The organism is uncultured Exiguobacterium sp. (genome assembly GCF_964277885.1).
Classification (GTDB): Bacteria; Bacillota; Bacilli; order Exiguobacteriales; family Exiguobacteriaceae; genus Exiguobacterium_A.
On the sequence record NZ_CAXYJR010000006.1, the window covers coordinates 1 to 14,954 of the forward strand.

General features: G+C 45.9%; 15 protein-coding genes and 1 riboswitch. Of the genes, 9 read left to right on the forward strand and 6 right to left on the reverse strand.

Annotated features, from left to right (window positions below):
• The 3 genes from ACHWTJ_RS13070 to ACHWTJ_RS13080 form a co-directional block, all read right to left on the reverse strand.
• The coding region (locus tag ACHWTJ_RS13070; RefSeq protein WP_394679845.1) for a nitroreductase family protein at nucleotides 1–211 on the reverse strand (211 nt) is incomplete at its 3' end.
• Nucleotide 212: 1 nt separating this feature from the next.
• Complete coding sequence (locus ACHWTJ_RS13075) at nucleotides 213–668, reverse strand: MarR family winged helix-turn-helix transcriptional regulator (RefSeq protein WP_023469788.1); 456 nt, start codon at nucleotides 666–668, stop codon at nucleotides 213–215.
• Nucleotides 669–822: 154 nt separating this feature from the next.
• Entirely contained in the window at nucleotides 823–1,488 is a 666-nt protein-coding gene (locus ACHWTJ_RS13080; RefSeq protein WP_058265637.1) for a YitT family protein, read from the reverse strand.
• 151 nt (nucleotides 1,489–1,639) lie between these two features.
• Between ACHWTJ_RS13080 and ACHWTJ_RS13085 the strand changes: the two genes are divergently transcribed.
• The 6 genes from ACHWTJ_RS13085 (at nucleotide 1,640) to ACHWTJ_RS13110 (ending at nucleotide 7,320) form a co-directional block, all read left to right on the forward strand.
• A complete protein-coding gene (locus ACHWTJ_RS13085) occupies nucleotides 1,640–2,425 on the forward strand; it encodes a DUF817 domain-containing protein (protein ID WP_294748052.1) in 786 nt (261 codons plus the stop codon).
• A gap of 87 nt (nucleotides 2,426–2,512) precedes the next feature.
• Nucleotides 2,513–3,778: a DUF2325 domain-containing protein gene (locus ACHWTJ_RS13090; RefSeq protein WP_394679846.1), complete on the forward strand. Its 1,266-nt coding sequence runs from the start codon at nucleotides 2,513–2,515 to the stop codon at nucleotides 3,776–3,778.
• A 64-nt stretch (nucleotides 3,779–3,842) separates the two neighbouring features.
• Nucleotides 3,843–4,481, forward strand: a complete 639-nt coding sequence (locus ACHWTJ_RS13095; protein ID WP_294748058.1) for a DUF975 family protein — start codon at nucleotides 3,843–3,845, stop codon at nucleotides 4,479–4,481.
• 112 nt (nucleotides 4,482–4,593) lie between these two features.
• A riboswitch (SAM riboswitch) is annotated at nucleotides 4,594–4,698 on the forward strand.
• A gap of 74 nt (nucleotides 4,699–4,772) precedes the next feature.
• On the forward strand, nucleotides 4,773–5,831 hold the full coding sequence (locus ACHWTJ_RS13100; RefSeq protein WP_294748061.1) for an LLM class flavin-dependent oxidoreductase: 1,059 nt from the start codon (nucleotides 4,773–4,775) through the stop codon (nucleotides 5,829–5,831).
• On the forward strand, nucleotides 5,828–6,775 hold the full coding sequence (locus ACHWTJ_RS13105) for a RimK family alpha-L-glutamate ligase (protein WP_294740103.1): 948 nt from the start codon (nucleotides 5,828–5,830) through the stop codon (nucleotides 6,773–6,775). Before ACHWTJ_RS13100 ends, ACHWTJ_RS13105 begins: the two co-directional genes overlap by 4 nt.
• A 77-nt stretch (nucleotides 6,776–6,852) precedes the next feature.
• A complete protein-coding gene (locus tag ACHWTJ_RS13110) occupies nucleotides 6,853–7,320 on the forward strand; it encodes a hypothetical protein (protein ID WP_294740102.1) in 468 nt (155 codons plus the stop codon).
• A 39-nt stretch (nucleotides 7,321–7,359) separates the two neighbouring features.
• On the opposite strand, the gene ACHWTJ_RS13115 is transcribed toward ACHWTJ_RS13110, so the two are convergent.
• The 3 genes from ACHWTJ_RS13115 to ACHWTJ_RS13125 all read right to left on the reverse strand — a co-directional run bounded on the left by ACHWTJ_RS13115 (nucleotide 7,360) and on the right by ACHWTJ_RS13125 (nucleotide 11,423).
• Nucleotides 7,360–9,240, reverse strand: coding sequence for a PhoX family phosphatase (locus tag ACHWTJ_RS13115; RefSeq protein ID WP_294740101.1), 1,881 nt, complete (start codon nucleotides 9,238–9,240; stop codon nucleotides 7,360–7,362).
• 114 nt (nucleotides 9,241–9,354) lie between these two features.
• The gene (locus ACHWTJ_RS13120; RefSeq protein ID WP_294740100.1) at nucleotides 9,355–9,735 is read right to left on the reverse strand and encodes an NUDIX domain-containing protein; all 381 of its coding nucleotides are present in this window, start codon (nucleotides 9,733–9,735) and stop codon (nucleotides 9,355–9,357) included.
• A 65-nt stretch (nucleotides 9,736–9,800) separates the two neighbouring features.
• On the reverse strand, nucleotides 9,801–11,423 hold the full coding sequence (locus ACHWTJ_RS13125; RefSeq protein ID WP_023469778.1) for an ABC-F family ATP-binding cassette domain-containing protein: 1,623 nt from the start codon (nucleotides 11,421–11,423) through the stop codon (nucleotides 9,801–9,803).
• A gap of 299 nt (nucleotides 11,424–11,722) precedes the next feature.
• On the opposite strand from ACHWTJ_RS13125, the gene ACHWTJ_RS13130 reads away from it, so the two are divergent.
• From ACHWTJ_RS13130 to ACHWTJ_RS13140, 3 genes are all read left to right on the forward strand, one after another.
• Nucleotides 11,723–12,592 (forward strand): prohibitin family protein, encoded by an 870-nt coding sequence (locus ACHWTJ_RS13130; protein ID WP_394679847.1) that lies wholly within the window; start codon nucleotides 11,723–11,725, stop codon nucleotides 12,590–12,592.
• Nucleotides 12,593–12,814: 222 nt separating this feature from the next.
• Nucleotides 12,815–14,224, forward strand: coding sequence for a hypothetical protein (locus tag ACHWTJ_RS13135; protein ID WP_394679848.1), 1,410 nt, complete (start codon nucleotides 12,815–12,817; stop codon nucleotides 14,222–14,224).
• 16 nt (nucleotides 14,225–14,240) lie between these two features.
• A complete protein-coding gene (locus ACHWTJ_RS13140) occupies nucleotides 14,241–14,936 on the forward strand; it encodes a WxL domain-containing protein (protein ID WP_394679849.1) in 696 nt (231 codons plus the stop codon).
• Nucleotides 14,937–14,954 lie beyond the last annotated feature (18 nt).

Sequence of the window (14,954 nt, forward strand, 5' to 3'; positions counted from 1 at the left end):
TTGCGAGTGGTGCGAGTGTCGCTTTACCTTCTTCGCTATCGATGACGAGGAAACGCCATGGTTGCATGTTAACGGAAGATGGAGCAAGTGTTGCTTCTTCAAGAATTTGTGTCATTTCTTCTTTTGAGATCTTCACGTCTGTATCGTAATTACGGATCGAACGGCGTCCTTTGACGATTTCCATGAAGTCTGTTTGAGTTTGCGTTGCCATATTAAATCGACTCCTCTTTTAATTTAGGTAATGTGTCGGCGTTCGCTTCGATACGTTGAATCATCTCAGCTAACGTCCGTTGTTCTTCAGCAGAGAATCCTTCGAGTAAGTTCTCGAGGAACTCATCTTTTTGTTCGCGTAATCGTGCAATGCGCGTCGCCCCTTGTTCCGTTAAGGAAACAAGAATCACTCGATTGTCAGCGGCTGAACGCTCACGAGCAATCATCCCGGTCGATTCCAAGTGTTTGAGGTGACGGGTCACCGCCGCGTGATCGACATTGACGCGTTTTTGCAATTCTTTTTGACTGATCGTTTGATCGACTTGTAGTTGAGCAAGCAAATCCATTCGCGTCTGACTGAAACCATCCGTACAGAGATCGAATTTTTGAGCAATCGTCTTATTGACGGAGACGAGTGCGTAGATCAAACGTCCTTTTTCGGTACAGGAAATACTCAATCCATCACATCCTTCCCTTCGTTCGAAGAAACCTTTGACGTATCAAAGATTGATATGTAAACGAATATAACGTGTTTAATTTGATGGCGCAACTTATTTGCTTCCGACATAAAAAAAGATATCATTCACGCAGAATGATATCGAGTCAGGCGACTTAGCTAATTTGGCGTTCCGACGCTGGGAGTCCTTTTGCATCAATCGCTGCAATGATCCGGCGGAAATAGAACAACCAAAATTGCAGGAACGGTCCGATTAAGAAAATCGAGAGGATCGTGCCGAAGAAAACAGGTCCCCCGAGTAACCAGCCAATGCCGCATGCCGTAACTTCCATGATCGTCCGCATCAGACGAATCGACGTTCCAAAGCGCTCTGCAAGTGTCAATGTCAACCCATCGCGTGGACCGGCCCCGTATCCGACAGCGACATACAGACCAGCGCCCATCCCAATGATGAAAATGCCGAAAATCAGCCAGAGTGTATTCAACCAGATCGACTCAAATGAAGGTAAGAGATGAGAACCAAGAACAAGATTCATGAAGACACCGACGAAAATCGCGTTGACGAGCGTTCCGATTTGCGGTGTGACGCGGTCTAACGCGTACTTCACGAACACGAGTAATAGACCGACAAGCAAGATGATCGTTCCGACGGATAATGGTGTCTTCTTTTGAAGACCAAGATGCAACACGTCCCACGTCGAGACACCAAGTTCAGCTGTGATCATCATCGATGAGCCAAGGGCGAGTAAAAATAAACCGAGTAGGAATAATCCCCACTTTAACGTAGCGCGTAATAACCAGGAAGCGCGATGACGCGTCATGTCTGGCACCTCATTTCTTAAAATAATTGATTCGTTAACTGTATCATGAGGAAAGTGGAAGAAGAAAGACGAAATTTTCCGTTTTTTCCATCTTAAGAAGGAGGGGAAGGATAAAAGAGAAACGTATACTGAAGAAAAAGGAGGGGACCGAATGAAAGCGATCCGGCACCTGATTCGTTTTACATACATAGAAGCCGTCTGCTGCGTCTTTCCCGTGATGATTTTCGCTGCGCTTGCTCTTTCACGTTATCTTCCTACTGAACCGGTCGCTCGATACGATCTCCTGTTGATCTGGTGTATTCTCGTCCAAATCGTCTTACTCGTCACGCGGTATGAAACGATGGCGGAATTCAAACTGATTTTACTCTTTCACGTCATCGGTCTAGCACTTGAACTGTTTAAAGTGAATGTCGGGTCTTGGAGTTATCCGGAAGACGCTTTGACGAAAGTGGCTGGTGTTCCCTTGTATGCAGGATTCATGTACGCAAGCGTCGCGAGTTATGTCTGCCAAGCGTTTCGGCGATTTCATTTACGATTCATAGCATTTCCACCACCTTGGCTTGCGATCAGCGTCGGCAGTCTCGTCTATCTCAACTTCTTCACCCACCACTGGATCTTCGATGCACGCTGGCTGTTGATGGTCCTCGTCGTCCTCGTTTTCTATAAGTCATGGGTTCATTTTACGATCGAGCAGACGATTTACCGGATGCCGCTCGTTCTATCCTTTTTACTGATTGCCTTTTTCATTTGGATCGCGGAGAACATCGTAACGTTCTTTAAAGGCTGGGTCTATCCGCATCAGGAAGGAGGCTGGGCAGTCGTTGATCTCGGAAAATTGTCTTCTTGGTTCCTGCTTGTGATCATCACGGTTTTGATCGTCATCGTCGCGAAATATAAGCGTCAGGATCCGGCTGTGGAAATTCAGCAACGTACCTAAATAAAAAAATAACCAGGCTATTTTTTTGAACTACTTCCGCGTTTTTTCGTTGCTATAGTGAAAAAAACGCAAAGGAAGTGGTTACGGATGATGCAACAGGTGTTGGAACGAGCAACTGAATTGGTACAGATGAAATTAGCGGTCGTGGAGCGGTATGAAGATTGGCAACTCTGGCTCGACGAAGTGAACGGAATCGATGAATGGGTCAAGATGTCAGCGTATTATGCACCGCGTGACGTTCAAGAAACACCGGTCGTCGACGAAGTAGTAGAGCTAGAGCAGACCATCGTAATGCCACCACAAGTACCGGTCGAGCCAGTACGCAAGCAACGTTATGCCTATACGTTTCAGCGGGGATTAAAAGGCGGTACTTTACTAGAGTGGTCCGGCAGTCATATTTCAGAACGAGACGTCCGCGATTGGAATCTCGAGCACGGCATGGAAGTCCGGGTCCGTGTTGAGCGTCAGGATGATCAAAAAACGATATGTCGTATCGAAGCCGTCGTCTCGACGGAGCGAATGAAAGAGAATCCGGAACGTGTCGTGTTTGAACAAGCAATCGTCAAAGCGCATGGAATCATTGAGGAAACGGTGAATGGTCCACTGCAAGATGAGTCGGGCAGACCGTTTTATTATGTCGTACCGGTAGAAGACATGCGCTATTTCCGACTGGAAGCAGGGCAACTCGTCGATCTCGTCATGTGGCGGGGACGGAAGGATACACTGACGATTGCTTGGAAGCATCCGTTCACGTATGAAGAACCGATCGTCAATACATCATCCAACCGCTCATCAGCGATAGAACAACCGGTAGTGAAGACACCTGTGACAGCGAAAAAATCGGACCGGTATGCACGGAAAATGAAACGGCAAACGGTGCCGAAAGCTAAAAAAGCGCAGCGTCGCGTCCGTATGCCAAAAGAGCGAACGATTGAACCGATCGTGACGACAGCTGTACCCGGACAATTGATGGATTTCGTTGATAAGACACCGCTTGATTTCACGCGCTTCACAGGCATGCGTCTCGTCATCGTTGGAAACGAACAACAGACCGCTGTCTATCGTGAGTTCTTTGCGCCGACGGGGATCGAATTGATTCATCTGGCAGGAGACGCACAGTCCGCGAAAAAGATTGCCTGCCTCGCCAAAAAGACGGACGCGATCGTCGTCGTAACGAGTCGCGTTTCTCATGCAGCGAGTGCACATGTCATCGCGCAGGCGAAAAAACATGGTATTCCATTTGCGATGGAACGCCTCGATGGTCGACGTTCGTTATACACGGCATGTGAGCGACAACTTGAGCGCGCTTGGCTTAACCAGCAACGAGACGGGAAATTATTGAAAAAAGAGTGAAACATTAGAAGTTATAAGCCGTAGAGTAAGGTGAGAACTTATTTTTTCAAGGAGGACCTTACTCATGTCATCTCAATTAAAAAAAGCGGCAAAGGCGTCGCTCAGCGGTCGTTGGGGATTCGCAGTCCTAACAGTTATTCTGTTTAGTATTATTCAAGGTGTACCTGGATTATTTGGATCAGATGTGGACGAACCAGCTAATACCATGGATCTCGTCGTATCATTAGTATCGATTTTATTGATTCCGGTCGGAGTCGGTTGGACTTGGATTGCGATGTCGATTGCTCGTGGAGAAGAAACGAAAGTAACGGATTTATTTGAACCATATGGCATGTTTTTCAAAGTGATTGGTCTAGCTATCGTACAATTCTTTTTTATCTTCCTATGGTTTCTGCTATTAGTCGTACCGGGAATCATTAAATCATTTTCTTACATGCTAACGTTCTATATTTTGCGGGATGAACCATCAATTGGTATCTTAGAAGCCATTACACGCTCCCGGAAAATGATGGACGGGCATAAAATGGAAGCATTCATGCTCTTACTATCGTTTATTGGTTGGGCTCTTTTAGGAATCGTTACCCTAGGTCTAGCATTCTTGTGGATTACACCGTATTTCAGTGTCACCTTTGCAAAATTCTATGATCGTGTTCGTGGTGAACAAGCACCAGAGCCAACATCAGATTTCGTCGCACCATATTAATTCCTGATCCCGACATTACGTCGGGATTTTTTATGCGTGAAATAATTCCGATTGGAAAAGACGGTTTAATGGTTGCTTTAGTTCAGTGAATTTTGTACGATGAATGCAACACATCTTATCTAGAGAAGTCGAGGGACTGGCCCGAAGACACTTCAGCAACCCCGCTACGGCGGAAGGTGCTACTTCCAGGAAGGGATATACCTTCCGAAGATAAGAGCGGACAGGACAAGATACCGTCGCTCTTTTCGAACTTCGAAAAGAGCGTTTTTTTATGATAAGGGGGACGATAGAGTGGAGTATGGTTTTTGGTTACCGATTTTTGGGGGATGGTTACGTAACGTCGAAGATGAACAGATGCCTGCGACATTCGATTATGCGAAACAAGTCGCACAAACAGCAGAACGGATCGGCTTCTCGACGACGTTGATCGCGGAATTGAACTTGAATGATATCAAAGGCATTAAGGAACCGAGTCTTGAGGCATGGACGACGGCAGCGGCGATTGCTGCAACGACGGAACGCTTAGAGATCATGACTGCTGTACGTCCCGGGTTCCATAATCCAGCGACGACGGCGAAGATGGCGGCAAACATCGATCAGTTGAGTGGTGGACGCTTTACGCTCAACGTCGTGTCAGCGTGGTGGGCAGAGGAAGCCAAACAATACAACGGTATCTTCACAGCACACGATGAACGCTATGCTCGGACGGAAGAGTTCGTCACGGTCATGAAAGGACTATGGGCAGATGCGTCACCGTATAGCTTCTCCGGTAATCACTACACGATCGAGCAGGCGGAACTTCATCCGAAGCCCGTCCAGCGTCCAGGCATCAAGCTCTACGCTGGTGGAGAGAGTGAAGCTGGAAAGCGGACGATCGTCGAACACTGTGACGCTTATGTCATGCATGGGGGCACGGTCGAAGAGGTAGCTCATAAAATCAACGATATGAAAGTACGTCGGGAAGCGACGGGACACGCACCGCTTGAGAGCTTTGGTCTTGCGGCCTACATCATTTGTCGGGATACGGAAGAAGAAGCGCTTCTTGAGTGGCAACGGATCACAGACGTCAAGGAAGACAGCGCCGGTTATGCGGGTTATCAGGATTTCATCAGTAAATCGCAACTGGAGCAACAGGTCGAGCGAAACGATTATTCCGTCTCGAACCGTGGTCTACGTCCGAATTTAATCGGGACACCAGAACAAATCGCTGAACGGATTCTAGCGTTCGAAGCCGTCGGTGTCACGTTACTTTTGTTACAATTCTCACCACAACTTGAAGAAATGGAGCGCTTTGCTCGTGACGTAATGCCGCTGGTCGAAGCGAAACGAAAGGTAGGTCAACAATCATGACAAAAATTCATATTCTCCACGAAAACCAAGAATGGACGGATCATCTCATCAAACGTCTCGAAGAACTCGAATTGCCGTATGAACAGTGGCACTTGAATGAAGGAATCGTTCCGCTGGATGAACTGCCGCCAGAAGGTGTCTTTTACAGCCGGATGAGTGCCTCTTCGCATACGCGGGGGCATCGTTACGCGCCGGAGTTGACGGAAGGAGTCCTCGCTTGGTTAGAAGAGCATGACCGGACTGTCTTTAACGGAACGCGTGCGCTTCGTCTAGAAGTCAGCAAAGTCAATCAATACACGGCGTTGCGTAAGGCTGGGATTCGTGTACCGAAGACGACGGCTGCCGTCGGACGCGATCAAATCGTACAAGCAGCAAAAGAAATCGGTGTTTCGTCATTCATCACAAAACACAACCGTGCCGGGAAAGGTCTTGGTGTCCAGTTATTCCATTCGATTGAAGCACTTGAATCTTATCTCGATGGTCCGACATTCGACGAACCAGTCGATGGGATCACGTTGATTCAAGAATATATCCAAGCACCGGAGCCGTATATCACGCGTTGTGAGTTCGTAGGTGGAAAGTTTGTCTACGCGGTTCGAGTTGATACGTCAGAAGGATTCGAACTCTGCCCGGCAGATGCATGTGTGATTGACGACTTGTTCTGCCCAGTCGGAGAAGAAGCGCCACAAACACCGATGAAGTTCCAAATCGTTGAAGATTTCAATGATCCAATTATTGAAAAGTATGAAGCGTTCCTTCAAGCGAACCAAATCGCTGTCGCTGGCATCGAGTTCATCAAGGATGCGTCAGGTACGATCTATACGTATGACGTCAATACGAATACGAATTACAATTCGGATGCTGAGGCAGCTGCAGGACGCTACGGCATGCTCGAACTGGCGAAGTTCCTCGGTGCAGCCCTTGAAACAAGCACAGTAAAATAAGAATCTGCTCCCGCCCTGTCACCGGACGTTACAAGACCGGATGACAGGGTATTTCTATTAAAAAAGGGGGCAGGTGTATGATCACGTGGAGAGAAGAACGACAGCTCGATATTCCGATCGAAGAAGCATGGCATCTGTTTGATCACACCCGGCTGCAACGCTTGATTCCGGGCGTCGTCCAGCATGAGGTGATTGAACGAAAACCCGGTGTCGTTGGTTCAACGTATCGTCAGACGTACATGCAAGGCAATCGACTTGAAACCTACATCGTGACCGATTTAGCGTATACGAATGAATCAGATTTCAAACAAAACACGATTGGATTCACGTTGGCTAAAATATTCAAGATCGAGATGACGTTTACGCTCAAACCACTTGGACACGACCGTTGTCTGTTGATTTATACGGGAAAAAATGAGGGAGCGAACTTTGTTGGAAAAAGTCTCTTGTCACTCGGTGGCGAGCGGGAGAACGAGAAAATCGTTCATGGACTGCTGCAACGTGTGGAAGAAGAGGCAGCAAAACAAAAGAAGAACAACGCATGAAAAAACGGATTCCCGCGCTTGGGAATCCGTTTTAGTATCTTATCGATGCGTATACGATTTGTGACCGCTTGGTAAACCAGATAGGTAACCGACACCACCTGTTTTTTGAATCCCGATACCGTCTTTCATCGCTTGTTCGAGCGCTTTTGGATCGACGGCCGTGATTTGTTTTCCTGTCAGTGCCTCACCCGGGTGCTGGTAGTTGCTCAAGAGATAGCTATACCCACCAATATGATCGAGTGAACGGAGACCAGTTGCTTCCGCTCCGACTGGAACGGACAGAATCCGTGAAAGCTTCTTTGTCTTCAGATTATAGGCCCAAACGAAGTTGTTCGTATGAAGGGCACTATCTTCACCGATGAAGAGTGTATCGGACGTCGCGGAGTAGGCAAGGTTATCTGGATTCGCGACGAGATTCGGATTCGCTGTGTTGCCGTAAGCATCGGGCTTCGCTAAATCTTCACCGATGACAAGTGCTTGCATATTCGTTGGCACGTAACGGCTGTCGATGCCTTTTGCGCGTCCGAGATCGATTTCGAATGTCGCACCCGATTCACGTTTTTCGAGCTGGATGTCGTCTTGAACAGCACCTTCTTGTTTTTCGGTACTACCTGACACATACGACAAGGCGATGTAGGCTTTTTTGTCTTGTTCGTTGACCGTGATGCCTTCCATTTTGTTGAACTCTGACGTCGCACCGAGCAACGCACCGTAACGACGTGATTCAAGGAACGCTGCTTCTTTTTCCTTGCCAGGCTTCAGTTTCAAGTACTCAACTTTTTTACTAGCAGCTGTTTTGACCGCTTTAAAGCCCGGTGTCGGCGCATCTGCTGTCTCGAAGATATCGCTGAATTTCGTTCCTTTATCAATCAAGCGTTTGACTTCTTTATCGGAAGCATGACCAAGTTTGATCCATTCAAGATCACCAGCTCCGCCTTCTGTCGCGCGTGTCTGTTTGAACTTCGCCGCATAGAGTGTTCCTTTTGAGAAATCACGTTTTTTGTCCGCGACGTACATGAACATCATCGTGTTGTTCCCGTCGTCACCGAAGATCGCTGTCTTTTGATCCGGCAGAATCTGCATCATCTCGTGCGAGAAACGACCTGTGCTGTAGTGCTTAACTGCTGTCGCTTTTCCTTTTCGGTCGACCGAGATTTCCGGTGTGAAACCGTAGAAGTACGGATTGGCTTTTTCGGTCGTTCCGAAATAACGCTCAGCGAAAGCATTTACTTCTTTATAAGCAGCTGACGTTTTGTCTGATTCGAACGCACGTGCATCCGGTTCATATTCTTCTGACCCAAGGTGCGTTCCCCATGGTGTGGTTGAACCGTTACATGGTGTCCAGAGCCCGTTGACGTTTTTAAAGTCAATCTTACTTGCTTTTTTGACAGCTAATTTTCCGGTCTTCTTATCCTGTGTTACTTCCGTCAATGTCATCGATGCCGGAAGACCTTTGACTTCGTTTCCAGCATTGTCGATTGAATCATATTCGAAGTGAGAGACCATGTATTTTTTTCCATGGACTTCAAGCAGGCTATTCGAATCGGGTGCGTCAGAAACAAAGGCTTCCGGTTTGTCCGGTACACTGCGATCGATGATCGGATTACCTTTGGCATCGATCGGTGTACCTGCTGCAATCATTTCGCCTTTGTTTTCGACGATTTTATCTTGCGAGAGGAACAGTTGATTGTAGTTCAACGGTTTCACTTCTGTTTTACCGTTTGTATATGTGACTTTGACTTTTGCTTCTGTATAGGTTTTTACCATTTGATCGATTTTTGTCGGTGCATCCATCGACAAGAATTCGACCTTCTTGATGTTGCGTGTACTATGAGAAGAGCTGTGGGCATCCGCGAACATTGGGACCATACTTGATGACAAGACCGCTGCTGATAGACCAACCATGAGTGTTCGTTTCATTTTCGTTTCCCCCAAATGAGTTTGTATTGTTGCTACATTTCCATTTAATCAGTCGATTATGTAGAAGGTGTAAAGAAACCTGGTCAGTTTTATCTCAGTTAGTTCATATTACCTTTACAGTAGTGAAAGTAAACGAACGATCTGTGGATCATCGTGAAGTTCCTTTAATGGTCGTAAACGGACGGTACGTAATTCTTGTTGGTCAAATGGGAGTTCGGGATCAATACCGAGTCGAGGTTCAGGACTATGCTCGGCACGCCGGACAAGAAAGCATGTCTCGGTTCCTTGATCAATTGAAATCTCATAGAGTTGGCGTTCGATCGTTACGTGAAGATGCGTCTCTTCTAATACTTCCCGCATGACGGCTTCTTCTTTTGTTTCACCACGCTCGATACCTCCGCCTGGTAACGTCCAGAATGTCCGGGAAGGCGTGTGTAACTCGACCATTAGGATCTGTTGCTCTTCGATCAACGCAGCGCATACGCGGTGCCGCATATCGCATTCCTCCTTCAACGTGTTCAAAAAAGAGACCGAAACGACAGTTCCGGTCTCTTTCAAAATCATTGTGCATATAACGCTGTTAATTGCTGTTGGATCGTATCATTGTTCAAGTACTCATCGTATGTCGTTTCTTTATCGACGATACCGTTCGGCGTCAACTCGATGATCCGGTTCGCGATCGTTTCGACGAACTGATGGTCATGCGAGCTGAAGAGCATTGCGCCTTTATAAGCGATCAAGCCGTCGTTGAGTGCTGTGATTGATTCGAGATCCAAGTGGTTCGTTGGATCGTCGAGTACAAGGACGTTAGCACCACTGAGCATTGCTTTTGAAAGCATACAACGGACTTTTTCGCCCCCAGATAAGACAGATGCTTTTTTCATGACCTCTTCACCTGAGAAGAGCATCCGACCGAGGAATCCACGGAGGAACGTATCACTCTCATCTGCCGGTGAATACTGACGGAGCCAATCGAGGATCGTCTTGTCCGAGCCTTCGAAGAATTCCGAGTTATCTTTTGGCAAGTACGACTGCGAAGTCGTGACGCCCCATTTGAACGTACCGCTATCCGGTTCCATCTCACCCATAAGGATTTTGAATAGAGTCGTGATCGCGATATCGCTCTGGCTGATGAACGCGACTTTATCCGTTTTGTTCAACGAGAAGCGGACGTTATCAAGGACTTTGACGCCATCGATCGTCTTCGAGATGCCGTCGACCATCAAGAGATCATTTCCGATTTCACGTTCCGGTGTGAAACCGACGAACGGATAACGGCGTGACGATGGACGAATGTCATCGAGTGTGATTTTATCAAGCAATTTCTTCCGCGACGTCGCTTGTTTCGCTTTCGAAGCGTTTGAGCTGAAACGCGCGATGAAGGCTTGCAGTTCTTTGATTTTCTCTTCTTTTTTCTTGTTTTGGTCACTTGCCATACGCGAAGCAAGTTGACTTGACTCGTACCAGAAATCGTAGTTTCCGATATACAGTTGAATCTTACCGTAATCGAGATCCGCCATGTGCGTACAAACATTATTCAAGAAGTGACGGTCGTGGGAAATGACGATGACCGTGTTCTCGAATCCGATCAAGAATTCCTCGAGCCATTTGACGGCTTTCAAGTCGAGACCGTTCGTCGGCTCATCGAGTAAGAGAATGTCCGGTTTACCGAACAACGCTTGTGCAAGCAAGACTTTGACCTTTTCCGATCCTGTCAGCTCAGCCATCGTTTTCGAGTGAAGGTCTTCCTTGATGCCGAGTCCTTGGAGAAGCATTGCGGCTTCCGACTCCGCCTCCCAACCGTTCATCTCAGCGAATTCACCTTCGAGTTCAGCAGCGCGCATGCCGTCCTCGTCTGAAAAATCTTCTTTCATATAGATTGCATCTTTTTCTTTCATGACTTCGTAGAGACGTTTGTGTCCCATCATGACCGTTTCGATGACTTGGAATTCTTCGTATTCGTAATGGTTCTGACGGAGGACGCCTAAACGTTCGCCCGGTGTGATGATGACATCGCCTTGTTGCGCTTCGATGTCACCCGCGAGAATTTTCAAGAATGTCGATTTACCAGCGCCGTTTGCACCGATCAGACCGTAACAGTTGCCTGGCGTGAACTTGATGTTGACGTCTTCGAATAATTTTCGGTCTGCAAAGCGAAGACCGACGTTTTGTACTGTAATCATATAGAGATGAACCCTCGTTTCTAGTAAGTGATGTGCTCATTCGAGTGTACCACAAATCGTGATCTGTCGTAGAGCAGGCAAAGTTCCCTCCATATTAGGATAGAAATTAAAAATAAGCAACCGGACATTTAAAAAAATGAAACATTTTCCAGATGAATACGTAGAATAAAATAAGGAATTCGTTAGAGGAGGGGTTAGATGGCCATCTTTTTTACGTTATTGTTTTTCGCCCTCATCGTTTTGCTTGGCATGGAACTCTACCGCTATATCCAAGAAAAGATCGATAAAGGAGATTCAGAATGAGAGAAATCAAACCGAAGAAAAAAATCCGCCCATCGATGATCATCGCCGGTGTGCTCGTATTAGCATTGCTTGCAACGACACCGTTCATCGTCGAACAAATCGAACCGGGACAAGTCGGTGTCGTGTACACACCGTCAAGCGGTGTCAAAGACGAGACGTTATCGCAAGGCTGGCATGTCGTTTCACCGATTACGCGAGTGACAGAGTATCCGATTCGAACACAGACGAAGTCGCTTGAGAACATGACACTTGCGACCAAAGACGGAAAGAACATCATCGTCGACTTTACATACAGCTTTTCTGTCTCGCCGGATAAGGTGACGAAAGTCTTCAATAAGTTCGGACCGATCGAAATCGATGAGATTGCAAAAGGTTATCTAAAACAACGACTCTATGATGCATCGCGTGAGCAAATCTCAAAAGTCACCGTCCTCGAACTGTTCGGTGAAAAATCAGGGAATGTCTCGACTAGCATTCAGACGCAGTTTGCAGAAGATGTCAAAGATATCGGTTTCATCATCGAGGATGTCGCACTCGGTGCGCCAAAACCAGATGAAAAGACACAGGAAGCGATCGATGCGCGTGTCAAAGCGTCGCAGGAACTCGATAAAAAGAAAACGGATCTTGAAATCGCTAAAGCAGAAGCAGAGCGTCTTCGTGTAGAAGCAAAAGGGGCAGCCGATGCCCGTTTGATTGAAGCCCAAGGGTTGGCAAAAGCTCAAAAAGAATTACAGAAGACGTTGACGAAAGAGATGATTCAATACGAAGCCGTCAAGAAATGGGACGGGAAGTCACCACTCGTTAGCGGATCGGGGAGTATGGTTCAATTACCGATTCCAGATAATACAACAGAAGAAAAGAAATAAAATAGACCTAATTTTTAGGTCTATTTTTTTATGCTGTAATAGTAAATTAATTAGGTTAAAGATAGATATGTTATTTAATTTTAGTATATAGATAAAAAAACATTTATTTTATATCTTTTAAATGTAAAATTTATGGTTTAATTCCCTTATTTAGAAGGGGATCGAACGTAAAAGAGAATTGCTCAGTTGAAATTAGTGTTAAGAAATAGGGGGGGATAATTTTTGTATAAAAATCGATCACCAAATACATTTATTATCTTAATGATCCTATTTGCGACAAGTTTTTCGATTCCGCACAGTCATGCGACGACCGAGGAGCTAGAAATACCAGACCCTTTGACGTCATCGTTTTGTGAAGAGACGTTGAATGATTCAACGAAAGAAGACTTGCTGAAAAAAGAAGAACGGATAAAATGCGAAGAACTCTTGGAACTAAAGCAGACATCCCCACCTGAGAGCGAAAATCCACCAACATCCGAGACATCCCCATCTGAGAGCGAAAATCCACCAACATCCGAGACATCCCCACCTGAGAGCGAAGATCCATCAACACCCGAGACATCCTCACCTGAGAGCGAAAATCCACCAACATCCGAGACACCTCCACCTGAGAGCGAAAATCTACCAACATCCGAGACATCTTCAACTGATGAAGAAAAGAATGAAGTTCCCGACCAGCTTGATTCTGAAGAAGAATCATCGAGCGAAATTAAAGAACCGGTCTTAAAGTCAACTAAACCAAGACAAGAGAAGCAACAAGCAGTTGCTCCAACACTTGCCGGAGTAGCATTACTTGGAACATCAAGTTTAGATGCGTTCTATAACGAGACGACTAAAACGATTACATTAGAAAATACGGTTTCTGGATTGTTGAGCTTAAATTTATCAAATGGATATATTATTTTTCGGCTACCATCAGAGGTCATTCAAAGTATTGAAATAAGTTCCGTCAAACTTCAATATCGCTATAGCGGATTACTTGGTATTGGATCACAAATGAAAGATGTGACAGCAGTAATTGATCGAACGAATAATCAAATTTATGCTGATGTTAGTTCTTTATTAAAGCTATCTCTTTTAAATAGCGATCGCTTTACCTTATCGTTCAAAGTCGGAAATCTACCAGTCGGAGTCGATAAAGTTTATACATTCCGTAGTGTATTAGCAGATGGGATAATTGATTTAAATATTTTAAGTGGTGGTACGGCAACAGCGGCACTTGGAATCGGACCAACATTTAATTTAACAGTTCCGACTACTCTTGATTTTGGTAGTCATGAGTTGACGGGGCGAGAGAAGATTATTCCTCGTTTATCCCCAATGACGATTGCGATTTCTCACGAAAATGCCACAGGATACAATTGGAAGTTACAAGCAAGTCTCAATCGACCTTTAACAAGTACGACAGGTGATGTCTTAACTGATGTTCTTTATTTTAAGACCGCTTCGAAAACCCAATTACTGCAAGCAACTGCTATTGAAGTGGCTACAGGAACGATGTCGGCGAGTTCGAATCAGACGCCGTTGACATACGCTGAAAATGAAGGCATCATTCTCGATTTAACAGGAAAATATCCGAAACCTTTATCGTATAGCGCAGACATTCAATGGAGTTTAATCAATGCACCGTGAAAAGGGGAGAACAAAGATGAAAAAACGCTTTGCTTTTTCAACGATCTTGATAAGTACTGCTTTAATGTTAGGAACGACCTCTGCGTGGGCTGCGAATACCTCCACGGGAACATCAAAGGCTGAAATTACATTTACGACGAATGCAGCACCTATCATCGTCAATCCAGACTCACCCAATCCGAATACTCCATATAGACCTCAGGATAACGGAGGAAATACGCCAACCGGAAACACAGGACCACTCACACTCGATTATGCGCCTAACTTTAATTTTGGCTCGAACGAATTACTTGTTAATAAAGCACTCTTCAAAGCAAAAGATCAAAAGCCCTTTTTACAAGTAACGGATCGACGTATTCTCCCTACGAAATGGGATGTTAAAGTAAAACTCAGTACTTTTAAAGATAGCGGTGGGAAAGATTCCTTGGCTGGATCCACGTTGACAATCGATGCGGGTGAGGTACAAACCTTGATTGGATTACCAATTAATGCAGCACCTACGACAGGAAATGTTACCTTAACACCTGGAAATCCGGGAGATGCAAAAGTCATTTTAGCATCAGCTGCTGGAACGTTTTCAACGTGGCAAATTTATTGGAAGGGAAACGGGACTGATAATGATCGCATTACACTGAACGTCCCTGTCGGTGTTCAGGTCGAAGGAAAACATACCGCCACGCTCGATTGGACGCTCTCTGACGTCGTGAATTGATGAGAAAATGGGGGGAGA

Excerpts from the sequence above, each read along its gene's own strand:
- ACHWTJ_RS13125 (WP_023469778.1), bottom strand. The coding sequence starts at position 11,423 with ATGATTACAGTACAAAACGTCGGTCTTCGCTTTGCAGACCGAAAATTA.
- ACHWTJ_RS13140 (WP_394679849.1), top strand. The coding sequence starts at position 14,241 with ATGAAAAAACGCTTTGCTTTTTCAACGATCTTGATAAGTACTGCTTTA.
- ACHWTJ_RS13105 (WP_294740103.1), top strand. The coding sequence starts at position 5,828 with ATGACAAAAATTCATATTCTCCACGAAAACCAAGAATGGACGGATCAT.
- ACHWTJ_RS13115 (WP_294740101.1), bottom strand. The coding sequence starts at position 9,240 with ATGAAACGAACACTCATGGTTGGTCTATCAGCAGCGGTCTTGTCATCA.
- ACHWTJ_RS13090 (WP_394679846.1), top strand. The coding sequence starts at position 2,513 with ATGATGCAACAGGTGTTGGAACGAGCAACTGAATTGGTACAGATGAAA.
- ACHWTJ_RS13085 (WP_294748052.1), top strand. The coding sequence starts at position 1,640 with ATGAAAGCGATCCGGCACCTGATTCGTTTTACATACATAGAAGCCGTC.
- ACHWTJ_RS13130 (WP_394679847.1), top strand. The coding sequence starts at position 11,723 with ATGAGAGAAATCAAACCGAAGAAAAAAATCCGCCCATCGATGATCATC.
- ACHWTJ_RS13110 (WP_294740102.1), top strand. The coding sequence starts at position 6,853 with ATGATCACGTGGAGAGAAGAACGACAGCTCGATATTCCGATCGAAGAA.
- ACHWTJ_RS13080 (WP_058265637.1), bottom strand. The coding sequence starts at position 1,488 with ATGACGCGTCATCGCGCTTCCTGGTTATTACGCGCTACGTTAAAGTGG.
- ACHWTJ_RS13120 (WP_294740100.1), bottom strand. The coding sequence starts at position 9,735 with ATGCGGCACCGCGTATGCGCTGCGTTGATCGAAGAGCAACAGATCCTA.
- ACHWTJ_RS13095 (WP_294748058.1), top strand. The coding sequence starts at position 3,843 with ATGTCATCTCAATTAAAAAAAGCGGCAAAGGCGTCGCTCAGCGGTCGT.